This window comes from Roseivivax sp., assembly GCF_054552075.1.
The window spans coordinates 21,975-45,685 of record NZ_JBTOLZ010000001.1 but is presented as its reverse complement, the minus strand read 5'-3'; the positions used below and the strand labels follow the sequence as shown (position 1 = coordinate 45,685).

Genomic DNA, 23,711 nt, shown 5'->3' with positions numbered 1-23,711 from the left:
TGGGGCGGGTGGCGCCGGTAGGTGGTCCGCCCCGGTGCTGCACCTTCACATATCGGGGCGCGCCCGTCGCGGGCACCCAGCTTCGGACCGGACGCCTATCCCGCGCAGAACACCTGCCCAACCGCGTGCCAGACGCCGCCCCAACCGCCCTCCCGGCACCTCCCCGAGAGGGCTTTTTCGTTTCACGCTAACGGCTTGCGGATCCAGCCCTTGGGCGGATTTTGGGCGCCCATGCCGCGACATCCCGCGAAATTGCACGCCATACCGTGCTGCGCCGCAACATGCCGTGACATGCACGCTTTGCGAACACGCACGGCGAAACCCGCCGGGATTTGAAATTCCCGTTATTTCTCAGAAACTTACTGGCGACCCCGCCAGGATTCGAACCTGGAACCTGCCCCTTAGGAGGGGGCTGCTCTATCCAGTTGAGCCACGGGGCCGCTGCGGCGCCTTGTAGCCTCTGCGCCACCGGCTGTCACCCTCCGACGAGGCTGCTTGTAGCCGCCGAGCACAATGGGCTAACCTCTTCTGGCAAGCGACAGATTGAGGATCCGCCCTTGTCGACGACGCCCCCCCGCCCGCTGACCCTGCGCGATGTCTCGGAAGCCTCGGGCGTCTCGGAAATGACCGTCAGCCGGGTGCTGCGCAACCGCGGCGACGTGAGCCAGGCCACCCGCGAAAAGGTGCTCGAAGCGGCGAAATCCCTGGGCTATGTGCCCAACAAGATCGCCGGCGCCCTGGCCAGCCAGCGGGTCAACCTGGTCGCGGTGATCATTCCCTCCTTGCGCAACATGGTCTTCCCCGAGGTCCTCAGCGGCATCAGCGCGGTCCTCGAGGACACCGAGCTGCAGCCCGTCGTCGGCGTCACCGACTACCTGCCCGAGAAGGAAGAGCGCGTCCTCTACGAGATGCTCTCCTGGCGGCCCTCCTCGGTGATCATCGCGGGGCTCGAACATTCCGACGCCTCGCGCGCCATGCTCTCGGCCTCGGGTATCCCGGTCGTCGAGATCATGGACACCGACGGCACGCCGATCGACGCCATGGTCGGCATCTCGCACCGCCGCGCAGGCCGCGAGATGGCCCAGGCGATCCTCAAGGCGGGCTATACCAACATCGGCTTCATGGGCACCAAGATGCCGCTCGACCACCGGGCCCGGAAGCGCTTCGAGGGCTTCACCGAGACGCTCGCCAAGGCCGGGATCGAGGTCATGGACCAGGAATTCTACTCCGGCGGCTCCTCGCTCGCCAAGGGGCGCGAGCTGACCCAGGCCATGCTGGAGCGCACGCCCGAGCTCGATTTCCTCTATTATTCCAACGACATGATCGGCGCGGGCGGGCTTCTCTACCTGCTCGAGGCGGGGATCGACGTGCCCGGCAAGATCGGGCTCGCGGGCTTCAACGACGTCGAGCTCCTGGACGGGCTGCCGCGCCGTCTCGCCACCATGGACGCGGGCCGGACCGAGATCGGCCGCCGCGCCGCGGAGATCGTCGCCACGCTCGTCGACAACCCCCATTCCGAGATCGACCGCATCGTCGAGCTGGCCCCCAAGGTCGCCCCCGGGGACACGCTGAAGAAGCGCTGACGGGTCATCAAGCTGTTACGGAAGGCGCGCTATCCTCGGCCCCGTGTTCGGGCCGCCCGCGCCGGATCGTGACCGCAGCCGGCCCCGCGCCCATTTCAAGCCAGCCTTTCAGCACCAAAGAAGGGGGTGGCCCCGGCCGCCCCCGATTGGCCCCGGCCTGAGACCCGCACGCCTTCCAGAGCCCTGTCCCGCCAGCCGCCCGGAGACATGCAGGAGCCGGGATGCCGCGTTGCAGAAAGAGCGGTGGAAGCCGCGCGGCCCGCGCCATATCTCCCGTGTCAAGGGGAGGATCAACCGTCAACGGAGATCCTGTTATGGCATTCGCAGACACCACCGCAAACACCGGCGCGAGCCGCGGCTTCTTCGGCGCGATTCTCGATTTCTTCGTGCATGTCGCCGAATCGAACTCCCGCGTCCGTCTCGCCCGTGAACTGAACGAGATGAGCGACGAGGAACTGGCCGAACGCGGCCTGAAGCGCACCGACATCGCGCGCCACGTCTACGGCGATCTCTACTACATCTGAGACCGCGCTCGGCAATTTGCCGAAGAAATCGGGCCGGCCCGGGCGATCCCCGGGCGGGCCCGTTTTTTTATGCGCGCGCGGCAGATGCGGACCATGCCCGGCGCGGACACGCCCGCCCAAAGAGGCCCCAAAAGAAAAGGCCGCACCCGAGGGGCACGGCCTTTCCCGATAAGCGGCGCGGAACCGAAAAGGATCAGTTCTGCGCGTAGAATTCGATGACGAGGTTCGGTTCCATCTGGACGGCGAAGGGCACGTCCGAGAGGCCCGGCTGACGCACGAAGGTCGCGGTCATCTTGGAGTGGTCGGCCTCGATGTAGTCCGGCACGTCGCGCTCGGGCAGTTGGCTGGCTTCGATCACCGATGCGAGCTGCTTGGACTTCTCGCGGACCTCGATGACGTCGCCTTCCTTCACGCGGTAGGAGGGGATGTTCACCTTGCGGCCGTTCACCAGCACGTGGCCGTGGTTCACGAACTGGCGCGCGGCGAAGACGGTCGCCACGAACTTCGCGCGGTAGACCACCGCGTCGAGGCGGCGCTCCAGCAGGCCGATCAGGATCTCGCCGGTGTCTCCGCGCAGGCGCTCGGCTTCGGCGAAGATGCGGCGGAACTGCTTCTCGGTCAGGTCGCCGTAATGGCCCTTGAGCTTCTGCTTGGCGCGCAGCTGCAGACCGAAGTCGGACATCTTGCCCTTGCGGCGCTGGCCGTGCTGGCCGGGGGCGTATTCACGCTTGTTGACCGGGGACTTCGGGCGACCCCAGATGTTTTCGCCCATCCGGCGGTCGAGCTTGTACTTGGCAGAGGTGCGTTTGGTCACCGTCTGATCTCCTTCTGATGCGGCGCCGGACGGGTGGTCGGCCCGGAGCCTTGGAAGGGCGTTGTCCTCTGGGCGCTTTGCGGTGCATCGCACCGGCCCTGACAGGCATCCCCTTGCGGGGGCCACCAACACCAATGAAGGCGCGCTTATATCGCCCGCGGGCGCGGTGTCAACTGGGCAGAATGCGGGCCTGCGTTAAGCGCCCGGTAAGGCGCGCGGGGGCAGGATATGCGCGGGCCCGTTCCGCCACCCCGGTGCCGGGGGTGATGCGGGGGGCGGGCCCCTGGTGGGGGCCGGTGCGCGGTGCCCTGCGCCTCACCGCCATCCGGGCCGCCGCCGGGTGGCCTTTATGAAGGAGATGCGCCCTGCGATCCATGCACCCCCTGCCGCCCGAGGATGCGGCGCGCCACGGGCCGGGTGACCGGCCCCCGCGCGATCCCGCGCCGCCGCCCGATCCCGAGGCGCCGCGCAACGCGCTTGATGCGTTGGCGCGGCTGCACAGCCACGAGGCCCCGCGCACCGCCGCCGCCGCGATCCGCGCGCGGCAGGTGCAACTGGCCTATCAGCCGATCGTGCAGGCCCGCGACGCCGAGAAGGTGGCCTTCCACGAAGGGCTGGCCCGGGTCTTCGACCCGCAGGGCCGAATCATTCCCGCCCGCGACTTCATCACCGAGATCGAGGAGGAAGAGGCCGGGCGCCTGCTCGACTGCCTGGCGCTTGGAAAGGGGTTGCGGGTGCTGGCCCGGCACCGGGGCATCCGGCTGTCGCTGAACCTCTCGGCCCGCTCCATCGGCTTTCAGAAATACACCACGCTCCTGTCGCAGGCGCTGACCGCCGATCCCGGCATCGCCGAGCGGCTGATCCTCGAGGTGACCGAGGAATCGGCCCTGCGCCTGCCCGAGCTGGTCACCGACTTCATGCGCCACTACGGGGCCGAAGGAGTGAGCTTCGCGCTCGACAATTTCGGCGCCGGGCCCACCAACCTGCGCACGCTGACGCGCTTTCCCTTCGACATCCTGAAGATCGACGGCGGCATCATGCGCGGGCTCAGCGAAGAGGGAGAGAAACAGGTCCTCCTGCGCGCCGTGCTGGCACTGGCGCGCGAGCTGGACGTCTTCACCATCGCCCAGGGCATCGAGAGCCAGCCCGACGCCGAGCTCGCGGCCGAGGCCGGGGTCGACTGCCTGCAGGGCTATTTCTACGCCGCCCCGACGCTGACCCCGCCCTGGCAGCCGCCCGGTGTGGGCTGAGGGGGGAGCGCAGCTCAGAGCGCTCAGGGCACCACGTCGCCACCGCTTGCGCACACACTAAAGCAGGTCTCGATGCAGCCGCCGGGTGCGGGATGAGGAGCGGGTCGCGGCCGAGGCCGTCCCGGCGCGACACCGCCGCCGCGCCCACTCGCATGGGCATCATCGCAGCCCCAACTCAAGCCCGCATGGGGCGCGCCCCAACTCACGCCCGCATCAGCGTCGCTCACCACCCCCGCAGGCACCACGCGCGCCCACCACGCACGCAGCCATCCCGGCCTCCCCCACGCGCGCACGCCACAGGACCGGCATCGATATTGCCCGTTCCACTTGCATCCTTTACCACGGGCCCAAAGCGACGGGCCCGCCGCGATGCGGCCCCGCGCCAGTGCACGAGAGGAGACCGCACATGACCAACATCGTGATCGCGTCCGCCGCCCGCACCGCGGTGGGCAGCTTCAACGGCGCTTTCGCCGCCACCCCGGCCCACGATCTCGGCGCCGCGGTGCTCGAGGCGCTGGTCGCCCGCGCCGGCATCGACAAATCCGAGGTCTCCGAGACGATTCTCGGCCAGGTGCTGACCGCCGCCCAGGGCCAGAACCCCGCCCGCCAGGCGCATATCAACGCCGGCCTGCCGCAGGAAAGCGCGGCCTGGGGCATCAACCAGGTCTGCGGCTCGGGCCTGCGCGCCGTGGCGCTTGGCGCCCAGCACATCATGCTCGGCGATGCCGAGATCATCTGCGCCGGCGGCCAGGAAAGCATGTCGCTCTCGGCCCATGCCGCGCATCTGCGCTCGGGCCACAAGATGGGCGACGTGAAATACATCGACACGATGATCCGCGACGGCCTCTGGGACGCCTTCAACGGCTACCACATGGGCAACACCGCCGAGAATGTCGCCGAGAAGTGGCAGATCGGCCGTGAACAGCAGGACGAATTCGCCCTGGCCTCGCAAAACAAGGCCGAGGCCGCCCAGAAGGCCGGCAAGTTCGACGACGAGGTCGTGCCCTTCACCGTCAAGACCCGCAAGGGCGACATCGTGGTCGACAAGGATGAATACATCCGCCACGGCGCCACCATCGAGAACATGCAGAAGCTGCGCCCGGCCTTCGCCAAGGACGGCACGGTCACCGCGGGCAACGCCTCGGGCATCAACGACGGCGCCGCCGGCGCGCTCCTGATGTCGGCCGAGGCCGCCGAGAAGCGCGGCATCGAGCCGCTCGCGCGCATCGTCTCCTATGCGACCGCGGGCCTCGACCCGGCGATCATGGGCGTCGGCCCGATCCACGCCAGCCGCAAGGCGCTCGAGAAGGCGGGCTGGAAGCCCGAGGACCTCGACCTCGTGGAGGCCAACGAGGCCTTCGCCGCCCAGGCCTGCGCGGTGAACAAGGACATGGGCTGGGACCCCTCGATCGTGAACGTGAACGGCGGCGCCATCGCCATCGGCCACCCGATCGGCGCCTCCGGCGCGCGGGTCCTGAACACGCTGCTCTTCGAGATGAAGCGCCGCGGCGCCAAGAAGGGCCTCGCCACGCTCTGCATCGGCGGCGGCATGGGCGTCGCCATGTGCGTCGAGCGCCCGTAACGGCATAGCGGCGAAGAAGGCGGGGCCCGGACCCCGCCTTTTTTGTCTCTGCCGAGGCCGTCATGCGCCAGGTGCTGCCCCATAGCCCCGACCAGATCGTCTTTTCAGGCGGCGGGCTGCGCTGTTTCTGGCAGGGCGGCTTCATGACCGAACTGGCCAAGGACAGGGCGCTTGCGCCCGCGCGGGTCACCGGCGTCTCGGGCGGCGCGCTGGCCGGGGCGGCCTATCTCGGCGGGGTGGAACATCACCTCCTGTCCGAGATGTGCGCGGCCTTCGCCGAACAGGACAGCAACCTCGACCTTTTCCAAAAGGGCGAGAGCGGCCTGACCCCACATCAGACCATCTACTGCGAGGTGGTCGACCGGGTGCTCGACGATGAGGTCGCCCGCCGCATCGCCGAGGGCCCGCAGTTCCAGGTGCTGATCGCCCATCCGCCGCCGCATCTGCCGCCGATGATCTCGGGCGCGGCCATGACGCTGGCCTATGAGGCGGAGCTGCACACGGTCAACGCCCCGCATTTCGGCTGGGCCGAGAAGCTCGGGCTCGATTACAGCCTGGTCGATGCCAATGCCGCCACGCGCGCGGGCAAGCTCTCCGAGCTGGTCTGCGCCGCCGCGGTGATCCCGCCGGTCTTCGAGCCGCCGCTCTGGGACGGCCGCCCGGTGGTCGACGGCGGCATGGCCGACCAGGCCCCCATGCCCGAGCCCGACGAAGGCCGGACGATGATCCTGCTGACCCGCGCCTACCGAAGGCTGCCCGAGGATCCGAACCGCCATTACCTGCACCCCAGTGACGAGACGCCCGCCGACAAGATCGATTTCACCGACCCGCAGAAGCTGCGCGACACCTGGGCACAGGGCGCCAGCGATGCCCGGCGGCTGCTTGACGGGGCAGGAGAGAAGTGATTTTCGTTAAGCAATAAAGTTGCGCATCAAGGGAGGTTCCGCGCAACAACAAGATAAGCACACGCGATAAAAGGAGGATTTCATGGGACGTGTAGCAGTTGTGACTGGCGGCAGCCGGGGGATCGGGGCCGCCATTTCCAAGGCGCTCAAGGCCGAGGGCTATTCCGTGGCCGCGACCTATGCCGGCAACGACGAGAAGGCCAAGGCCTTCACCGATGAGACCGGCATCAAGACCTACAAGTGGGACGTGGCCGATTACGACAGTTCCAAGGCCGGGCTGGCCCAGGTCGAGGCCGACCTCGGCCCGATCGAGGTCGTCGTCGCCAATGCCGGCATCACCCGGGACGCGCCCTTCCACAAGATGACGCCCGAGCAGTGGCACCAGGTGATCGACACCAACCTGACCGGCGTCTTCAACACCGTGCACCCGATCTGGCCGGGCATGCGCGAGCGCGGCTTCGGGCGGATCATCGTGATCTCCTCGATCAACGGTCAGAAAGGCCAGTTCGCCCAGGTGAACTACGCCGCGACCAAGGCCGGCGACCTCGGCATCGTGAAAAGCCTCGCCCAGGAAGGCGCGGGCAAGGGCATCACCGCCAATGCGATCTGCCCGGGCTACATCGCGACCGAAATGGTCATGGCGGTGCCCGAGAAGGTGCGCGACGCGATCATCGGCCAGATCCCGACCGGCCGCCTCGGCGAGCCCGAGGAAATCGCGCGCTGCGTGACCTTCCTGGCCTCCGAGGATTCGCAGTTCATCAACGGCTCGACGATCTCGGCCAACGGCGGGCAGTTCTTCGTCTGATCCCCGGCGCCTTGTCCGGCTTGAGAGGGCGCGTCCGCCGGGCGCGCCCTTTTTCCTTGGCGCGAAACGCAGGGCAAGTTCTGTTCACCCGCGCACCATCATGGTGAGCGCCCGCCGGTTATCCGCCCTCATGCACAGCGCTATATCTGCCCCAAGACCAGATGGAGACCCAGCATGATCAAGGAAATCAACGGGCTGCACCACGTCACCTCGCTGGCGTCCGATGCCCAGACCAACAATGACTTCTTCACCCGCACCCTCGGGCTGCGCCGGGTCAAGAAGACGGTGAATTTCGACGCACCCGAGGTCTACCACCTCTATTACGGCGACGCCGAAGGCACGCCGGGCACGGTGATGACCTATTTCCCCTTCCAGGGCGCGCGGCGCGGCAAGGCCGGCACCGGCGAGGTCGGGACCACCGTCTTCTCGGTGCCGAAGGGCGCCCTGCCCTATTGGGAGAGCCGCCTGACCGAGGCCGGGACCGCGAATCTCACCCGCGACAGCCGCTTCGGCGCGGCGCGGCTGCGGTTTTCCGGCCCCGACGGCGACGGCTTCGCCCTGACCGAAACCGAGGAGGACCCCCGTGCCCCCTGGACCGGCGGCGGCGTGCCCGAGGAGGCCGCGATCCGCGGCTTCCACTCCACCGACATGCGGCTGGCCGACCCCGGCGCCACGGCCGAGCTCTTGCGCTTCATGGGCTACGAGGAGGCCGACACCCAGGGCGAGGTGACGCGCTTTCACGTGCCCGGCGGCAATGCGGCCAATGTCATCGACCTGACCCGGGTGAACGCCCCCATGGCCGACCAGGGCGCGGGCTCGGTGCACCACGTGGCCTTCGCCGTGGAGGACCGCGCGGCGCAGCTTTCGGTGCGCAAGGCGCTGATGGACACCGGCTACCAGGTCACCCCGGTGATCGACCGCGACTACTTCTGGGCGATCTACTTCCGCACCCCGGGCGGAGTGCTCTTCGAGGTGGCCACCAACGAGCCGGGCTTCGACCGCGACGAGGACAGCGCGCATCTCGGCCAGGCGCTGAAGCTGCCGAGCCAGCACGAACACCTGCGCGAGATCCTCGAGGCGCGCTACCTGGAGCCGATCCGTGACTGATTCCGCCTACCACTATGCCGAGACCGAGGGCGCCCCCGGGCGCCCCCTGGTCTTCACCTTCCACGGCACCGGCGGCAGCGAGGCGCAGTTCCACCGCATCGCCTCGGACCTGGTGCCCGGGGCGCATGTGATCTCGCCGCGAGGCGATGTCTCGGAGATGGGCGCGCTGCGCTATTTCCGCCGCCGGGGCGAAGGGCGCTACGACATGGAGGACCTGGCCCGGCGCCGCGCGGTGATGGGCGAGTTCCTCGCCGCCCAGAAAGCGCGGGTCGGCGCCTCGCGGGTGATTGGCCTGGGTTATTCCAACGGCGCCAATATCGCCGCGGCGGTGGCCTTCGAGATACCAGAGCTCTTCACCGACCTGGCGCTCCTGCATCCGCTGATCCCCTGGGAGCCCGCGCCGGAACCGCGGCTGGCCGCGCTTCGCGTGCTGATCACCGCCGGACGGCGCGACCCGATCTGCCCGCCGGATCTGACCGAGGCGTTGCCAAGCTACCTGGCCGCGCAAGGAACCCCGGTCGAGACGCATTGGCACCCGGGCGGGCACGAGATCGCCCAAAGCGAGGTCACGGCGCTGAGCGCCTTCCTGGCCGACTGAGCGGCCCGCGCGCGGAATAAAAAACGCCCCCGGAGGCGCGGCGCTCAGCCGTCGCTTCGGGGGCGTTTCGCATCTGCGCGCGGGTCGTCGGGCGGGCCTGCCGCCTGCGGCCCCTAGCGGCGCGCAAACAGCGCGGACCAGAGCGCCGCAACCGCGGCGCCCCGGGCGTCATGGGCACGCCGGATCGCGGCGCGATGTCGTCTGTCGATGGGCGATTCCAACATGGCTTGCTCCTTTTGCATCGAAAAATTCTTGACCTCCTCTCATATGGACCTTGCCATGAGCGCCGACAAACGAGAGGTTTTAGCCCATCAGTTAAGAATATCTTGAGTGACATGCCCGACCGCCTTCCGCCCCTGACCGCCCTGCGCGCCTTCGACGCCGCAGCGCGGCATCTGTCCTTCGCCAAGGCGGCGGAGGAGCTGAACGTCACACCCGCGGCTTTGTCCTTTCAGATCAAGTCGCTGGAGGAACACCTGGGCCGCCCGCTTTTCCGACGGCTCAACCGCGCGGTGGAGCTGACCGAAGCCGGGCGCACCCTCGCCCCCGGCGCGGCGCGCGGCTTCGAGACCCTGCAGGGCGCCTGGCAAGAGACCCGGCGGCTGGGCGATGCGCGCACGCTGACGGTCACCGCCGGCCCCGCCTTCACCGCGAAATGGCTGGCGCCGCGCATGTTCGACTTTGCCCAAGCCCACCCCGAGATCGAGATGCGCTTCTCCGCGACCCTGCGCCCGCTCTCCTTCGACCGCGACGAGGTCGACGTGGCGATCCGCTTCGGCCAGCCGGGCAAGCCCGATCCCGCGCTTTTCGAGGCGCCGCTTCTGCGCGACCTTCTGACCCCGATGATGGGCCCGGCGCTGGCCGCGCGTTTCCCGACGCCCGAGAGCCTTCTGGAGGCGCCCCTGATCTTCGATGACAGCATCGCCTTCCTCGGCGACCGCGCGAGCTGGCACCGCTGGTTCGCGGCGGCGGGCATCGAGGCCGACCCGACGCCGGTCGCGCGCTTCGACCAGGCCGACCACGCGGTCGACATGGCTCTGACGGGGCAAGGGGTGATCCTGGGCCGCACCGGCATCGCCGCGCAGGAGCTGCGCGCGGGCCAGCTGGTCGCGCCCTTCGCCACCGCGCTCGACCCCGGCGCGATCTTTCGGTTTCTCTGTCGGAAGGGCGCCGAGTCGCGCCCGCAGATAGCCGCTTTCCGGACCTGGATCGAAGACGAGGTCCGGAAAGTCGAGGCCGCGCTACGTGAGTTCGAGATTCACGACACGCGCGACTGACGGCACCGGCGCGAAGGCCGGTGCCGGATGCCTGGCATCAGTGCATCGTGCCTGCGGACAGGCGCGAAATCTCCTCCTTGAGTCGCAGCTTCTGCTTCTTGAGCTCGGACACACGCAGACCGTCCGCACTTGGGGACTTCTGGGCCTCTTCGACCTTGCTGGACAGCATCGCATGCTTCTTCTTCAGCTCGGACAGATGCGAACTCAGGCTCATGTGGACCTCCTTCAATGCGTGTGGGAACTGAAAGTTCAGCACAGAAGAGGTAATAAGTCACGCTGCAGGCGCAAAATCAGGAAAGCAAAATTGCGCCGATTGTAACTTTCTTAGGCGCCCACCCCGAAGTCGAGCGCCGCACCCTCGCGCAGGACGGCGCGGATGGCGGGCGCGTAGTCCTCGCCGTCGGCCTCGTGGCGGGGGCCCGCGTGCAGAACGATCGGGGCATGCATGCGGAAGGCCGCGCGCCCGCCCTTGCGCCCGCGCAGGATCACCAGCCGGGCGGAGCGCCCCGCCCGGGGCGCCAGGGGCTGCAGCTCGAGGCTGCCCAGGTGCTCTGCCGCCGCCGCCAGAAGCTCGGGCAGCCGCTCGGCGCGGTGGATCATGGTGAAGCGCCCGCCCGGGGCCAGCCGCCGCGCGCCGGTGCTGATCCAGGCCGCCAGCGGTGTCTCCTCGGCCAGCGCCGCCTCGCGGCCCGGGTCGCGCGCCCGGGTCCGGCCCTCGGGGTCGAAATAGGGCGGATTGGCCAGCACGTGGTCGAAGCTCTCGCCGCGGATCTCGGGCGGCAGCGCGGTCAGATCGGCGGTCACGATGCGCGCGCCAAGGCCGTTTTCCTCGGCGTTGCGCCAGGCGAGCTCGGCGTAATCGGCCTGCCGCTCAACGCCGTTCAGGGCCAGCCCGCCGACCCTACGCCCGAGACAGAAGAGCGCAGCCCCCGCCCCACAGCCCAGCTCGAGCACCCGCTCGCCCGGACGCGCCGGCACCGCGGCGGCCAAAAGCACCGGATCGACGCCCGCGCGATAGCCCGCGCGCGGCTGCAGAAGCGTCACCCGCCCGCCCAGGTAGGCGTCGCGGGTCAACGCCTCCTCGGGAAAGACCGGGGCCTCAGCCGTCAAGCGCGACCCCCTGCTCCCAGAGCGCGGTGCGCGCCCGGCCGAGGTCGGCCGTGCGCACCATCAGCCGGCGCGGCAGGATCCCGATGGAGCCTTCGAGGACGCTCATATTTACGTCCAACTCGAAGCTCTCTATACCCTCGTCCTCGAGTATGGCCCGCGCCAAGGGGATGAGCGTGATGTCAGTGGTACGCAACAGTTCTTCCATGGGCGCGATCTAAACCTCTCCTATTTCGACTGTCGAGAGTCAGGAGTCCGCATGAGCCTGGACCACCCACAGCAGAAACCGCACGACCGCCTCGCCGAGGCGCTCTCTGAAGAGATGGGCGCGGTCAATGCGCTGATCCGCGATCGCATGGCCTCCGAGCATGCGCCGCGCATTCCCGAGGTCACGGCGCATCTGGTCGAGGCCGGCGGCAAGCGGCTGCGCCCGATGCTGACGCTCGCGGCGGCGAAGATGTGCGGCTACCCCGGCCCCTATCACCTGCATCTCGCGGCGACGGTGGAGTTCATCCACACCGCGACGCTCCTGCATGACGACGTGGTGGACGAAAGCGCCCAGCGCCGCGGGCGGCCCACGGCGAACCTTTTGTGGGACAACAAGTCGAGCGTGCTGGTCGGCGACTACCTTTTTGCGCGCTCCTTCCAGCTCATGGTCGAGACCGGCAACCTGCGGGTGCTCGACATCCTGGCCAATGCCGCCGCCACCATCGCCGAGGGCGAGGTGCTGCAGCTCTCCGCCGCGCAGGACCTGAAGACCACCGAGGAGATCTACCTGAAGGTGGTGCGCGGCAAGACCGCCGCGCTGTTCTCGGCGGCGACCGAGGTCGGCGGGGTGATCGCCGGGGTCGAGGAACGCCAGGTGCAGGCGCTTTTCGCCTATGGCGACGCGCTGGGGATCGCCTTCCAGATCGTCGACGACCTCCTGGACTACCAGGGCGACGCCAAGGCGACCGGCAAGAACGTCGGCGACGACTTCCGCGAGCGCAAGCTGACCCTGCCGGTGATCAAGGCCGTCGCCGCCGCCGATGCCGAGGAACGCGCCTTCTGGGTCCGGGTGATCGAGAAGGGCCGCCAGGAGGAGGGCGACCTCGACCATGCGCTGGCGCTGCTCGACCGGCACGGCGCGCTCGCGGCGACCCGCGCCGACGCGCTGGCCTGGGCGGAGACCGCGAAGACCGCCATGGCCGAGCTGCCAGAGAGCGACTTCCGCGACATGCTGCGCGATCTGGCCGACTACGTGGTCGCGCGGATCAGCTGACGCTTGCGCCGGGGGCGCGGGCTTGCCACCATCGCGGCCCGTGACCGGAGCCCCGTGACCCCATGCGCAAGACCCCTGCCCACCTGAGCCTCCTGGCCGCCGCCCTGCCCATGGCGGCCGTCGCGGCGGATCTGCCCGACCCGGTGACCGAGGCCGACTACCGCGCGGTCTCCGAGGCCGAGGCGCGGCTGGGCCAGCAGCTCTTCTACGACCCGATCCTGTCGGGCAACCGCTCGGTCGCCTGCGCCACCTGCCACCACCCCGCTTTCGGCACCTCGGACGGGCTCTCGCTGGGCCTTGGCGACGGCGGCACGGGCCTCGGTCCGAAGCGCGTCACCGACCCCGAGAACCCGCCCGAAGCGCGGGTGCCGCGCTACGCTCAGGCGCTCTGGAACCTCGGCGCGCATGAGTTCCGGGTGATGTTCCACGACGGCCGCGTCGAGGTCCGCGAGGACGGCTCGATCCGCACGCCCCTGGGCGAGGACATGGTGGGCGATTTCGCCTCGCTCCTCTCGGCGCAGACCATGTTCCCGGTGCTTTCCGCCGACGAGATGGCCGGCCACTACGGCGAGAACGAGGTCTCCAAGGCCGTGCGCCAGGGGCGGCTGACCGGCCCCGGCGGCGCCTGGGACATCATCGCCCGGCGCGTGGCGGGCGTTGAGGAATATGCCCGGGCCTTCGCCGCGCTCGACCCCGCGATCAGCAGCCCCGACGAGATCACCTTCACCGCCATCTCGGATGCCATCGCCGCCTTCATCGAGCTGGAATGGCGCTCCGACGACAGTCCCTTCGACGCCCACCTGAGGGGCCAGGCCCCCCTGCCCGAGCCCGCGCGGGCCGGCATGGCGCTGTTCTACGGAGAGGCCGGCTGCGCGGAATGCCACTCCGGCAAGTTCCAGACCGACCATGGCTTCCACGCCATGGGCGATATGCAGCTCGGCCCCGGCAAGGCCGCCGCTTTCGAGAGCCATTTCCGCGACGAGGGGCGGATGCGGGTCACCGGCGATCCCGCCGACGCCTACGCCTTCCGCACGCCTTCGCTGCGCAATGTCACCACCACCGCGCCCTACGGCCATGCGGGCGCCTATCGCGACCTCGGGGCCTATCTGCGCCACCACGCCGCCCCGCGCGCGGGGCTTGAGGGCTACGAGCCGCAGGTGGTGCTGCCGGTCTTCGAAGGCCCGGACTGGGCGGTGCGCGAGGATGCCCGGGAAATCGCCGCCATAGCCGCGGCGGCGCGCGTCGAGGCGCCGGGGCTGACGGAGCCGGAAGTCGAAGCGATCCTCGCCTTCCTCGAGACGCTGACCGATCCCGTCGCGCTAGAAGGGCGGCTCGGCGTGCCGAAGACGGTGCCGAGCGGCCTGCCGGTGCCTACTCCCTGATCAGCCGGTGGGCTTGGTTGGCCTTGAGCGTCACCGGCGGGAAGACCGTGCCGTCCGGCCAGGTGACGCTGACCTCGGCCTCCCTGGCTTCTCCGAGCCCCCAGTGCAGCGGCAGGGCGCTGCCGCCCGCGTGACCGCCGCCAATTGTGACCTCCTGCTCGCGGCCCGCGACGCGGATCCGCGCGCCCACCGCGCGGGGGTTGGCGCCCCGCTGGTCGAGCGCGAGCGTCAGCCAGTTGCCGGTCTCCGGGGTCACGTTGCGGTATAGCTCCATGCCCGCGCGGCGGTTCACCACCACGAGGTCGCGCCGCCCGTCGCCGTCGAGATCCGCCAGCGCCGCCCCGCGCGACCGCTCCAGCCCCGCGACGCCCGCCGCCTCGGCGGCCTCGGAGAAGCTGCCGTCAGCGCCCTGCATCAGAAGGTTGTTGGGGTCCTGCATCGCCATGCCGGGCATCTGGTCGACATTGCCCTTGGCGATGAAGAGGTCGTCCCGCCCGTCGTTGTCGACGTCGCCGAACTCCGCGTGCCAGCCGGTCGAGGGCCGCCCGTCGCCGCCGGTGAAGGGCCGGGTGGCATAGGTGCCGATCCCGTAGGGCGCGGCGCTGTAGCCCTCGGGGCCGGCGATCTGCAGGAGCTGGTCGCCCATGGAGGTCAGCATGACTTCGTCGCGGCCGTCGCCGGTCAGGTCGCGCGCGGCGATGCCCATGCCCCAGAGCATCGGCCCGTCCCATCCGTCCGCCTCGGTCAGGAAGCGGCGCTCGGCGATGTCCCACATCTGCTCGGCCCCGCCCCGGACGTAATAATGCCGGTCGTTGGAGATCCGCAGCGTCGGCCCCCCGCGCCAGTCCTGGGCCGCCAGCATGGAGAGCGGGCAGAAGCCGGGGGACAGCACCTCGGCGCTGTAGCCGCCCGGGCCCGGGCGCAGGATGGTATTGCTGTCGCAGGCCTCGAAAGGCCCCTCGGGGTCGCTGCGGTCGACGTAATGGCCCACCGCCAGCGTCGGGCGGTCGTCGCCGGGCTCCCACCAGGCGGTGAAGGCGGTCGACCATTGGTCGCTTGTGGGCAGGCCGATCTCTTCGGTCCCGTCGCGGAAACCGCAGGCGCCGTCACCCAGAAGCGCGAGGTCCGGGCCGACGCGCATGACGTAGAGGTCGAGCGCCCCGTCCCGGTCGAGATGCAGCGGGTAGGCCCCGGTCACGCCTTTCAGGTCAGGCAGCACCCCGGGCACAAACTCCATGCCGCCACGATTGAGGAAGAGCGCCGCGGGCGCCGCGCCCCCGGCGGCGAACAGCTCGGGCAGCGCGTCGCCGTCGCAGTCGAGGACCGCCACGCCGCCACCGACGAAATGCTCCCAGCCGCCGGAATAGACGTGATCGGCAAGCGGCCCCGCCACCGGCTCGAAGCGCGGCGCGCCCTCGCCCGCGACAGTCTGCCCCGCCAAGGGCAGCGCCACGAGCCCCGCCAAAGCCGCGCATGTCGCAAGATGCCTCATCCCGCACCTCCCAAAAGCCGGTCCGTTTCGGCCGAGAGCGCCAGCGCCGAGGCGCCCCGCGCCCAGACCAGGTCGCCCCAGGCGTGGATCTCGATCCGCGCGGGGCTGCGGCCCTCGTTCAGCGACAGCGCCGCCACCTCGGAGAGCACCTCGTCGGCGTAGAGGTAGTCGTAGCGCATCCGCGCGCCCGACAGGATGATCAGCTCGGGATCGAAGAGCTGCACCACGTTCGACAGCCCCAGCGACAGGTAGCGCCCGGCGCGCTGGAAGATCGTCCGCGCGGCGCGGTTGCCGGCGCGGGCCTCCTGGAACAGCTCCTCGATGATCGCCTGCGGGGCCTTGGCCGCATGCGGCCCGTGATCGAGCGCGATCGCGGCCTCGCGGGCCAGCGCGTAATCGGCCACATAGGCCTCGAGGCAGCCGCGCTTGCCGCAGCGGCAGAGCGCCCCGTCGAGCTGCACCTTGGTGTGGCCCAGCTCCAGCCCCATGCCGCGCGCGCCGCGGAAGGGCTGGTTGCCCAGCACCATGCCCATGCCGACGCCCTGCTCGATGGTGACCACGGCGAAGTCCTTCTTGCCGCGCCCGGCGCCGAACCAGAGCTCGGCGAGGCTCAGCATGTTCACGTCGTTGTCGAGATGCACCGGCACCCCGAGCCGCGCCTCGAGCGTGGCCTTCAGCTCGATGTCGGTGTCGCGGAAGAGCGGCGACCAGGTGACCTGCCCGCGGTCGTGGTCGATCAGCCCCGGCAGGCCCACGGCGACGGCGGCGACCGGATCGGCGGGATCGCCCGCCGCGGCGCGCGCGTCGCGTATGATGCGCTCGAGCTCGGCCAGCCGCGCCTCGGTCGAGAGCCGCCCGGTGGTGCCCGGCTCGGTGGCCGCCCCGCAGTGGCGCCCGGCGAAATCGGTGATCACCGCCGAATGCACCTGGTCCGAGAGCTTCACGCCGACCACGCGGCCGGCGCCGCCCACCACCCGGAGCGCGATCGGCGGGCGGCCCCGGACCGGCGCGCGGTCGGTCTCCTCGACCTCCTCGAGAAGGCCGCGCTGGATCAGGTCGGCGCTGATCTGGGTGACCGAGCCGGCGCTGATCCCGACCGCCCGGGCGATGTCGGCGCGGGTCGCGCGGCCCTCGGCACGGACATGCTCGAATACCTGTTGCCGCAACGGTTTCGCCTCGGCATGGTCATGTCCGAGAAGCGGACCGCAGCCCCCCGCGCCTCCCGAATCGGACGGATCGGGCGACGCGCCCAGCGCCTCTATTTTCTTCACATCGCGAATATAACCCGCGTGGTCGCTGGACATAATGACCTCTCGCCAGCGGAATGCTGGCCCTCCCAGGGCTGCATTCCGGCACTTTCTGCCCTCTTCTGTCAATTTTATTTTGACAGGTGAAGAAAATATCCGCATCGTCCCGGACCAGGGTCACAAGACTCGCCGTCCGTCCTTTGCGGCTGACGGGATTCAAGGGAGGAACATATGCATAAGGCAATTCTCGCCGCCGTCGTCGCGACGGTCGGCTTCAGCTCCGCGGCGCTTGCCGCGAGCCACGAATCGCTCACCGTCGGGGTGAGCTGGTCGAACTTCCAGGAAGAGCGGTGGAAGACCGACGAGGCGGCGATCAAATCGGCGCTCGATGCGGCAGGCGCCGACTACGTCTCGGCGGACGCGCAGTCCTCCTCGGCCAAGCAGCTCTCCGACGTGGAAAGCCTGATCGCCCAGGGCGTCGACGCGCTGATCATCCTGGCCCAGGACGCCCAGGCCATCGGCCCCGCCATCGACGCGGCCTTCGCCGAGGGCATCCCGGTGGTCGGCTACGACCGCCTGATCGAGGACGACCGCGCCTTCTACCTGACCTTCGACAACGTCGAGGTCGGCCGCATGCAGGCCCGCGCCGTGCTCGAGGCGCAGCCCACCGGCAACTACGTGATGATCAAGGGCTCGCCGACCGACCCCAACGCCGACTTCCTGCGCGGCGGCCAGCAGGAGGTCCTGCAGGAGGCGATCGACGCCGGTGACATCACCATCGTCGACGAGGCCTATACCGACCAGTGGCTTCCGGCCAACGCCCAGCGCAACATGGAGCAGATCCTGACCGCGCAGGACAACAACGTCGACGCGGTCGTGGCCTCCAACGACGGCACCGCCGGCGGCGCCGTGGCGGCGCTGACCGCCCAGGGCATGGAAGGCATCCCGGTCTCGGGCCAGGACGGCGACCACGCGGCGCTGAACCGCATCGCCCAGGGCACGCAGACCGTCTCGGTCTGGAAGGACGCCCGCGACCTCGGCCAGCGCGCCGGTGAAATCGCGCTCGAACTGGCCGGCGGCACCGAGATGTCGGCGATCGAGGGCGCCGAGGAATGGACCTCGCCCGCGGGCACCACGCTCTGGGCCGAGTTCCTCGAGCCGGTGCCGGTGACCGCCGACAACCTGACCGTGGTGGTCGAGGCCGGCTGGATCGACCAGGAGAAGCTCTGCCAGGGCGTCGAGGGCGGTCCCGCCCCCTGCAACTGATCCAAGCCTGAGAAAAGGCCCCCCGCGGACGGCGGTTCCGCGGGGGCGCCACGCCACGCACCGCGCCATTCATCCCGTGCCGGGACCCGCCTGACGTCGCGCCCGGTCCGAGCACAAACGAGCCAATCCCATGACCGATACGACCCAAGCCGCGTCCCCTGGCGCGCCGAAGCGCCGATCTATCTGGAAAAGCCTCGAGATCGACCCGCGCCTGCTGGGCATGATCGGGGCCTTCATCCTCATCGCGCTCATCTTCAACATGCTCACCGGCGGCCGCTTCCTGACGCCGCGCAACATCTTCAACCTGACGATCCAGACGGTCTCGGTGGCGATCATGGCCACGGGCATGGTCTTCATCATCGTCACCCGGCACATCGACCTCTCGGTCGGCGCGCTTCTGGCCACCTGTTCGGCGGTCATGGCGATGATGCAGACCGATTGGCTTCTGGGGCTGGGCTTCGAGCTGGGCCACCCGGCGCTGCCCTGGATCGCCATCGGCGCGGGGCTCGTGGTCGGCACGCTGATCGGCGCCTTCCAGGGCTACCTCGCGGGCTATCAGGGCATCCCAGCCTTCATCGTGACGCTGGGCGGGCTTCTGGTCTGGCGCAACGTCGCCTGGTATCTGACCAACGGCCAGACCATCGGGCCGCTCGACGAGACCTATGTCGCCTTCGGCGGCATCCAGGGCACGCTCGGCACCACCTGGAGCTGGGTCGTCGGCCTGATCGCCGTGGCCGCGGCGCTGCTCGCACTGATGTCGGCGCGGCGCAACAAGGTCGCCCATGGCTTCCACGTCAAGCCGCTCTGGGCCGAGGGCGTGGTCGCCGGCCTCATCGCCATCGGCATCCTGGGCTTCGTCTGGATCCTGACCTCCTACGAGATCCCCCAGCGGGTGCTGGAGCGTGACTTCGAGGCCGCGGGCCGGGTCCTGCCGGAAGGCTACACCGCCTCCTACGGGCTGCCCTTCTCGGTCCTGGTGCTGATCGCCGTGGCGGTGGTCATGACCGTGATCGCCACTCGCACCCGGCTCGGGCGCTACATCTTCGCCGCCGGCGGCAACCCCGACGCGGCGGAGCTCTCGGGCATCAACATCCGCTTCCTGACGGTCAAGGTCTTCGCCATCCTCGGCGCGCTCTGCGCGATCTCGGCGGTGGTCGCCTCGGCCCGACTGGCCAACCACACCAACGACATCGGCACGCTCGACGAGCTGCGCGTCATCGCCGCGGCGGTGATCGGCGGCACGGCGCTGTCGGGCGGCATCGGCACGATCTACGGCGCCATCCTCGGCGCGCTGATCATGCAGTCGCTGCAGTCCGGCATGGCGATGATGGGCGTCGACGCGCCCTTCCAGAACATCGTGGTCGGCGGCGTCCTCGTGCTCGCCGTGTGGATCGACATCCAGTACCGCAAATGGACGGGAGAGGGAAAATGACGACTCCCCTGGTCGAACTGAAGAACATCTCGATCGCCTTCGGCGGCATCCAGGCGGTGGACGACGTGTCCATCGACCTGATGCCCGGCGAGGTCGTCGGCCTACTGGGTCACAACGGCGCCGGCAAGTCGACGCTGATCAAGATCCTCTCGGGCGCCTACCGGATGGATTCCGGCGAGATCCGCATCAACGGCGAGAAGGTCGAGATCAACTCGACCCGCGACGCCCGGCGCCACAACATCGAGACGATCTACCAGACGCTGGCGCTGGCGGACAATCTCGACGCCGCCTCGAACCTCTTCCTGGGGCGCGAGCTGGTGAACGCGCTGGGGCTGGTCGACGACGCCAAGATGGAGGCCGAGACCCGCAAGATCATGGCGCGGCTGAACCCCAACTTCAAAAAGATCACCGAGCCGGTCTCGGCGCTCTCGGGCGGTCAGCGGCAGTCGGTGGCCATCGCGCGGGCGGTCTATTTCAACGCCAAGATCCTGATCATGGACGAGCCCACAGCGGCGCTCGGCGTGCATGAGACGCAGATGGTCGCGGATCTGATCAAGGAGCTGAAGGCCCAGGGCCTCGGCATCTTCCTGATCAGCCACGACACCCGCGAGATGCTCGACCTCTGCGACCGGGTCTCGGTGATGAAGAACGGCCAGCTGGTCGGCACCGAGAGGGTCGAGGACGTCACCGAGGACGACATCCTGTCGATGATCATCCTGGGCAAGAACCCCCGCGACAAGGCGGTGGCCTAAGGCCCCCGAACGGAGAGAGCGCCATGTATATCGGGCTCGACCTCGGCACCTCCGGCGTCAAGGCGGTGCTGATCGACGCGGCGCAGGAGATCCGCGCCGAGAAGACCGCGCCGCTTAAGGTGGCGCGGCCCCACCCCGGGTGGTCCGAACAGGCCCCCGAGGACTGGTGCGCCGCGGCCTCCGCGGCCATCGCCGGGCTGGGGGACCTCTCTGCCGTGCGCGCCATCGGGCTTTCGGGCCAGATGCATGGCGCCACGCTTCTGGGCGCCGACGACCGGCCGCTGCGCCCGGCGATCCTCTGGAACGACACCCGCGCCGCCGCCGAGGCCGCCGCGCTCGACGCCGACCCGCGCTTCCGCGCGATCACCGGCAATATCGTCTTCCCCGGCTTCACAGCGCCCAAGCTCGCCTGGGTCAAGACGCATGAACCACAGGTCTTCGCCGCCTGCCGCCGGGTGCTCCTGCCCAAGGACTACCTGCGGCTCTGGTTGACCGGCGAGGCGGTGGCCGAGATGTCGGATGCCGCCGGCACCTCCTGGCTCGACACCGGCGCGCGGGACTGGTCCGAGCCGCTCCTGGCCGCGACCGACCTCTCGCGCGATCTCATGCCCCGGCTGGTGGAGGGCTCCGAGCCCTCGGGCACCCTGCGCCCGGAACTGGCCCAGCGCTGGGGCCTGCCCGAAGGCGTGGTGGTCGCGGGTGGCGGCGGCGACAACGCCGCCTCGGCGATCGGCTGCGGGGTGGTCCGCGCCGGCGAGGCCTTCGTCTCGCTCGGCACCTCGGGGGTGCTGTTTGCCGCCGCCGACGCCTATCAGCCCGCGCCTGAAACCGCGGTGCACAGCTTCTGCCACGCCCTACCGGACACCTGGCACCAGATGGGGGTGATCCTGGCAGCGACCGATGCGCTCAACTGGTATGCGCGCTCCGCGGGCACCGAGGCCGCGACGCTGACCGGCGCGCTCGGGTCGCTCGAGGCGCCCGGCCGGGCGCTCTTCCTGCCTTATCTCGGCGGCGAGCGGACCCCGCACAACGACGCCGAGATCCGCGGCGCCTTCCTGCATCTCGACCATGGCGCCGACCAGGCCGCGCTGACCCGCGCGGTCCTCGAAGGCGTCACCTTCGCGATCCGCGACTGTTTCGACGCGCTGACCGCCACCGGCACAAGGATCGAGCGGCTGATCGCCGTGGGCGGCGGCTCGCGTTCGGACTACTGGCTGAGCGCCCTGGCAACCGCGCTCGACCTACCGGTCGAACGCCCCGTCGCGGGTGATTTCGGCGGCGCCTTCGGGGCGGCCCGGCTCGCCATGATGGCCGATGGCGCCGGCCCCGAGATCGCCACGCCCCCCGAGACCGAGCGGGTCTTCGCCCCCGAGTCACCCCTGACCGGCGCCTTTTCCGAGGCCCAGGCCCGCTACCGCGCGGCCTATACCGCACTCAAAGGACTGACATGACCGATTTCTTCAAGGACATTCCCGAGATCCGCTACGCCGGCCCCGAGGCGACCAGCGACTTCGCCTTCCGCCACTACGACCCCGCCGAGACCCTCGGCGGCAAGACCCTGGCCGAGCACCTGCGTTTCTCGGTCGCCTATTGGCATTCCTTCGCCTGGGAGGGCGGCGACCCCTTCGGCGGGCCGACCTTCGAGCGCCCCTGGTTCGGCGAGGGCATGGACCGCGCCAAGATGAAAGCCGATGCCGCCTTCGAGATGTTCCGCATCCTGGGCCAGCCTTTCTTCTGCTTCCACGACGTCGACGTGCGCCCCGAGGGCGCCAATTTCGCCGAGAGCCTCGCCAACCTCGAGGAGATCACCGACTATTTCGGCCCCAAGATGGAAGAGACCGGCACTCGGCTGCTCTGGGGCACCGCCAACATGTTCAGCCATCGCCGCTGGATGTCCGGTGCCGCGACCAACCCCGACCCCGATGTCTACGCCTATGCCGCCGCCACGGTGAAATCCTGCATGGATGCGACCCACAAGCTGGGCGGGGCGAACTACGTCCTCTGGGGCGGGCGCGAGGGCTACGAGACGCTCCTGAACACCGATCTGAAGCGCGAGCGCGACCAGGCCGGGCGGTTCCTCGCCACGGTGGTCGACTACAAGAAGAAGATCGGCTTCGAGGGCGCGATCCTGGTCGAGCCCAAGCCGCAGGAGCCCTCGAAGCACCAATACGACTACGACGTCGGCACGGTCTACGGCTTCCTCAAGGAGTTCGGCCTCGAGGGCGAGGTGCAGATGAACATCGAACAGGGCCATGCGATCCTCGCCGGGCACAGCTTCGAGCACGAGCTGGCCATGGCCGGTGCCTTCGGGATCCTCGGCTCCATCGACATGAACCGCAACGACTACCAGTCGGGCTGGGACACCGACCAGTTCCCCAACAACGTGCCCGAGGTGGCGCTGGCCTATTACGAGGTGCTGAAGGCCGGCGGCTTCTCCAGCGGCGGTACCAATTTCGACGCCAAGCTGCGGCGCCAGTCGCTTGATGCCGAGGACCTGATCCTGGCGCATGTGGGCGGCATGGACGTCTGCGCAGCGGGCTTCAAGGCGGCCTGGGCGATGCTGGAGGACGGCGGCCTGGAGGAGGCCCGCGCCGCCCGCTACGCGGGCTACGACAGCTCCGACGTGCTGGGCCAGGACCTCGGCACGCTCTTCGACCGGGTGCTCGCCCAGGACATCAACCCCAAGCCCCGCTCGGGCCGGCAGGAGCGGCTGGAGAACCTGGTGAACCGGTTCTTGTGAAGAGGGCGGAGCGGGCGGCGGGGCCGCCCGCGCTTGGTGTCTCGTCCGGGGCCGTTCGGCCCCGGCCTCGGGTGTGCCTCCGGCGGGAGGTATTTTGGGCCCGGTCAAGCCTGGGGGTTTGGCGCGCCGGGGGTGAGGGGGCGGCGGGCTTTTGGGGTTGGCTTGGGAGGTGGGTGGTGTGTTTGCCGCGGTGGGTTGAGCGAACGTCCCCGAGCGCTCACTGATTGGACGCACCAGGCTGATCCCCATTGCGCAACCTGCGCCCGAATAGCACCGAAGGTGCCGGGCGCGCGCCGGACCGGCCCTTTGGGCCGGCGCTCCTTGGGATGGAGTGCCTAGTTCGTCTTTCGTCCTGACCTTGTTGGAATAAAGCGCCCCGCTCGGAAGTCAGCAGCGCCGGCCCCGGTCCGGTGCGCGCCCTTTGTTGGGATGGCGGGCGAGGCTGGATGGTGAGGGCGGGGCCAAGCATTCAGGGTGATTGGACGTCGTCGCGGGCTGTGCCTGCCTGGCGGAAAGCGTTGGGCTCAAATCAGATCCTAGGGCGTTGAGGAGGAAAAAAGCCTACGCCTTCACCCCCTCGGGCCGCT

22 protein-coding genes and 1 tRNA gene are annotated in these 23,711 nt (G+C 69.4%); 16 read left to right on the top strand and 7 right to left on the bottom strand.

Going from position 1 to position 23,711, the window contains the following annotated elements; genetic code table 11:
• Positions 1 to 363: 363 nt before the first annotated feature.
• Positions 364 to 440 (bottom strand) — tRNA-Arg (locus tag ACX938_RS00210).
• 117 nt (positions 441 to 557) lie between these two features.
• Here ACX938_RS00210 and ACX938_RS00205 point away from each other — a divergent pair.
• Positions 558 to 1,583 (top strand): LacI family DNA-binding transcriptional regulator, encoded by a 1,026-nt coding sequence (locus ACX938_RS00205; protein ID WP_232752559.1) that lies wholly within the window; start codon positions 558 to 560, stop codon positions 1,581 to 1,583.
• A gap of 314 nt (positions 1,584 to 1,897) precedes the next feature.
• Positions 1,898 to 2,107 (top strand): DUF1127 domain-containing protein, encoded by a 210-nt coding sequence (locus ACX938_RS00200; RefSeq protein ID WP_232752560.1) that lies wholly within the window; start codon positions 1,898 to 1,900, stop codon positions 2,105 to 2,107.
• A 193-nt stretch (positions 2,108 to 2,300) separates the two neighbouring features.
• On the opposite strand, the gene rpsD is transcribed toward ACX938_RS00200, so the two are convergent.
• Positions 2,301 to 2,921 carry a 30S ribosomal protein S4 gene (rpsD, locus tag ACX938_RS00195; RefSeq protein ID WP_232752561.1) on the bottom strand — a complete coding sequence of 207 codons (621 nt, stop codon included), beginning with the start codon at positions 2,919 to 2,921 and terminating at the stop codon, positions 2,301 to 2,303.
• Between the two features lie 374 nt (positions 2,922 to 3,295).
• Here rpsD and ACX938_RS00190 point away from each other — a divergent pair, with 374 nt between their 5' ends.
• From ACX938_RS00190 to gcvA, 7 genes are all read left to right on the top strand, one after another.
• Positions 3,296 to 4,171: an EAL domain-containing protein gene (locus ACX938_RS00190; RefSeq protein ID WP_459429511.1), complete on the top strand. Its 876-nt coding sequence runs from the start codon at positions 3,296 to 3,298 to the stop codon at positions 4,169 to 4,171.
• 406 nt (positions 4,172 to 4,577) lie between these two features.
• Complete coding sequence (locus ACX938_RS00185; protein ID WP_232752563.1) at positions 4,578 to 5,753, top strand: acetyl-CoA C-acetyltransferase; 1,176 nt, start codon at positions 4,578 to 4,580, stop codon at positions 5,751 to 5,753.
• A 62-nt stretch (positions 5,754 to 5,815) separates the two neighbouring features.
• Complete coding sequence (locus ACX938_RS00180) at positions 5,816 to 6,658, top strand: patatin-like phospholipase family protein (RefSeq protein WP_459429510.1); 843 nt, start codon at positions 5,816 to 5,818, stop codon at positions 6,656 to 6,658.
• A gap of 82 nt (positions 6,659 to 6,740) precedes the next feature.
• Complete coding sequence (phbB, locus tag ACX938_RS00175; RefSeq protein ID WP_232752565.1) at positions 6,741 to 7,463, top strand: acetoacetyl-CoA reductase; 723 nt, start codon at positions 6,741 to 6,743, stop codon at positions 7,461 to 7,463.
• A gap of 174 nt (positions 7,464 to 7,637) precedes the next feature.
• Entirely contained in the window at positions 7,638 to 8,570 is a 933-nt protein-coding gene (locus ACX938_RS00170; RefSeq protein ID WP_459429509.1) for a VOC family protein, read from the top strand.
• Complete coding sequence (locus ACX938_RS00165) at positions 8,563 to 9,168, top strand: alpha/beta hydrolase (RefSeq protein WP_459429508.1); 606 nt, start codon at positions 8,563 to 8,565, stop codon at positions 9,166 to 9,168. Before ACX938_RS00170 ends, ACX938_RS00165 begins: the two co-directional genes overlap by 8 nt.
• Before the next feature lie 335 nt (positions 9,169 to 9,503).
• Positions 9,504 to 10,445: a transcriptional regulator GcvA gene (gcvA, locus tag ACX938_RS00160; RefSeq protein WP_459429507.1), complete on the top strand. Its 942-nt coding sequence runs from the start codon at positions 9,504 to 9,506 to the stop codon at positions 10,443 to 10,445.
• A 37-nt stretch (positions 10,446 to 10,482) separates the two neighbouring features.
• Here gcvA and ACX938_RS00155 read toward each other — a convergent pair whose 3' ends face one another.
• The 3 genes from ACX938_RS00155 to ACX938_RS00145 all read right to left on the bottom strand — a co-directional run bounded on the left by ACX938_RS00155 (position 10,483) and on the right by ACX938_RS00145 (position 11,760).
• Positions 10,483 to 10,659, bottom strand: coding sequence for a YdcH family protein (locus tag ACX938_RS00155; protein ID WP_232752569.1), 177 nt, complete (start codon positions 10,657 to 10,659; stop codon positions 10,483 to 10,485).
• A gap of 110 nt (positions 10,660 to 10,769) precedes the next feature.
• The gene (locus ACX938_RS00150; RefSeq protein WP_459429506.1) at positions 10,770 to 11,555 is read right to left on the bottom strand and encodes a tRNA1(Val) (adenine(37)-N6)-methyltransferase; all 786 of its coding nucleotides are present in this window, start codon (positions 11,553 to 11,555) and stop codon (positions 10,770 to 10,772) included.
• A complete protein-coding gene (locus ACX938_RS00145; protein ID WP_232752571.1) occupies positions 11,545 to 11,760 on the bottom strand; it encodes a putative signal transducing protein in 216 nt (71 codons plus the stop codon). Before ACX938_RS00145 ends, ACX938_RS00150 begins: the two co-directional genes overlap by 11 nt.
• A gap of 51 nt (positions 11,761 to 11,811) precedes the next feature.
• On the opposite strand from ACX938_RS00145, the gene ACX938_RS00140 reads away from it, so the two are divergent.
• Entirely contained in the window at positions 11,812 to 12,813 is a 1,002-nt protein-coding gene (locus ACX938_RS00140; protein WP_459429505.1) for a polyprenyl synthetase family protein, read from the top strand.
• A 62-nt stretch (positions 12,814 to 12,875) separates the two neighbouring features.
• Positions 12,876 to 14,195 (top strand): cytochrome-c peroxidase, encoded by a 1,320-nt coding sequence (locus ACX938_RS00135; protein ID WP_459429504.1) that lies wholly within the window; start codon positions 12,876 to 12,878, stop codon positions 14,193 to 14,195.
• On the opposite strand, the gene ACX938_RS00130 is transcribed toward ACX938_RS00135, so the two are convergent.
• Both ACX938_RS00130 and ACX938_RS00125 read right to left on the bottom strand, forming a co-directional pair.
• The gene (locus ACX938_RS00130; protein ID WP_459429503.1) at positions 14,185 to 15,687 is read right to left on the bottom strand and encodes a CRTAC1 family protein; all 1,503 of its coding nucleotides are present in this window, start codon (positions 15,685 to 15,687) and stop codon (positions 14,185 to 14,187) included. The two genes, ACX938_RS00135 and ACX938_RS00130, sit on opposite strands and share 11 nt — an antisense overlap.
• Entirely contained in the window at positions 15,684 to 16,853 is a 1,170-nt protein-coding gene (locus ACX938_RS00125) for an ROK family protein (RefSeq protein WP_459429502.1), read from the bottom strand. The genes ACX938_RS00130 and ACX938_RS00125 overlap by 4 nt, the downstream gene beginning before the upstream one ends.
• A 312-nt stretch (positions 16,854 to 17,165) precedes the next feature.
• Between ACX938_RS00125 and xylF the strand changes: the two genes are divergently transcribed.
• The 5 genes from xylF (at position 17,166) to xylA (ending at position 23,124) form a co-directional block, all read left to right on the top strand.
• Positions 17,166 to 18,200 carry a D-xylose ABC transporter substrate-binding protein gene (gene xylF / locus ACX938_RS00120; RefSeq protein ID WP_232752576.1) on the top strand — a complete coding sequence of 345 codons (1,035 nt, stop codon included), beginning with the start codon at positions 17,166 to 17,168 and terminating at the stop codon, positions 18,198 to 18,200.
• 130 nt (positions 18,201 to 18,330) lie between these two features.
• Positions 18,331 to 19,632, top strand: coding sequence for a sugar ABC transporter permease (locus ACX938_RS00115; RefSeq protein WP_232752577.1), 1,302 nt, complete (start codon positions 18,331 to 18,333; stop codon positions 19,630 to 19,632).
• Positions 19,629 to 20,384, top strand: coding sequence for an ATP-binding cassette domain-containing protein (locus tag ACX938_RS00110; RefSeq protein ID WP_232752578.1), 756 nt, complete (start codon positions 19,629 to 19,631; stop codon positions 20,382 to 20,384). Before ACX938_RS00115 ends, ACX938_RS00110 begins: the two co-directional genes overlap by 4 nt.
• 23 nt (positions 20,385 to 20,407) lie before the next feature.
• The gene (xylB, locus tag ACX938_RS00105; protein WP_459429501.1) at positions 20,408 to 21,835 is read left to right on the top strand and encodes a xylulokinase; all 1,428 of its coding nucleotides are present in this window, start codon (positions 20,408 to 20,410) and stop codon (positions 21,833 to 21,835) included.
• Positions 21,832 to 23,124 (top strand): xylose isomerase, encoded by a 1,293-nt coding sequence (xylA, locus tag ACX938_RS00100; protein ID WP_459429500.1) that lies wholly within the window; start codon positions 21,832 to 21,834, stop codon positions 23,122 to 23,124. The genes xylB and xylA overlap by 4 nt, the downstream gene beginning before the upstream one ends.
• Positions 23,125 to 23,711 lie beyond the last annotated feature (587 nt).

Bases quoted from the DNA above. Each gene is read 5' to 3' on its own strand.
- ACX938_RS00200 (WP_232752560.1), top strand. From the start codon at position 1,898: ATGGCATTCGCAGACACCACCGCAAACACCGGCGCGAGCCGCGGCTTC.
- ACX938_RS00190 (WP_459429511.1), top strand. From the start codon at position 3,296: ATGCACCCCCTGCCGCCCGAGGATGCGGCGCGCCACGGGCCGGGTGAC.
- ACX938_RS00185 (WP_232752563.1), top strand. From the start codon at position 4,578: ATGACCAACATCGTGATCGCGTCCGCCGCCCGCACCGCGGTGGGCAGC.
- ACX938_RS00180 (WP_459429510.1), top strand. From the start codon at position 5,816: ATGCGCCAGGTGCTGCCCCATAGCCCCGACCAGATCGTCTTTTCAGGC.
- phbB (WP_232752565.1), top strand. From the start codon at position 6,741: ATGGGACGTGTAGCAGTTGTGACTGGCGGCAGCCGGGGGATCGGGGCC.
- ACX938_RS00170 (WP_459429509.1), top strand. From the start codon at position 7,638: ATGATCAAGGAAATCAACGGGCTGCACCACGTCACCTCGCTGGCGTCC.
- gcvA (WP_459429507.1), top strand. From the start codon at position 9,504: ATGCCCGACCGCCTTCCGCCCCTGACCGCCCTGCGCGCCTTCGACGCC.
- ACX938_RS00155 (WP_232752569.1), bottom strand. From the start codon at position 10,659: ATGAGCCTGAGTTCGCATCTGTCCGAGCTGAAGAAGAAGCATGCGATG.
- ACX938_RS00145 (WP_232752571.1), bottom strand. From the start codon at position 11,760: ATGGAAGAACTGTTGCGTACCACTGACATCACGCTCATCCCCTTGGCG.
- ACX938_RS00140 (WP_459429505.1), top strand. From the start codon at position 11,812: ATGAGCCTGGACCACCCACAGCAGAAACCGCACGACCGCCTCGCCGAG.
- ACX938_RS00135 (WP_459429504.1), top strand. From the start codon at position 12,876: ATGCGCAAGACCCCTGCCCACCTGAGCCTCCTGGCCGCCGCCCTGCCC.
- ACX938_RS00130 (WP_459429503.1), bottom strand. From the start codon at position 15,687: ATGAGGCATCTTGCGACATGCGCGGCTTTGGCGGGGCTCGTGGCGCTG.
- xylF (WP_232752576.1), top strand. From the start codon at position 17,166: ATGCATAAGGCAATTCTCGCCGCCGTCGTCGCGACGGTCGGCTTCAGC.
- ACX938_RS00115 (WP_232752577.1), top strand. From the start codon at position 18,331: ATGACCGATACGACCCAAGCCGCGTCCCCTGGCGCGCCGAAGCGCCGA.
- ACX938_RS00110 (WP_232752578.1), top strand. From the start codon at position 19,629: ATGACGACTCCCCTGGTCGAACTGAAGAACATCTCGATCGCCTTCGGC.
- xylB (WP_459429501.1), top strand. From the start codon at position 20,408: ATGTATATCGGGCTCGACCTCGGCACCTCCGGCGTCAAGGCGGTGCTG.
- xylA (WP_459429500.1), top strand. From the start codon at position 21,832: ATGACCGATTTCTTCAAGGACATTCCCGAGATCCGCTACGCCGGCCCC.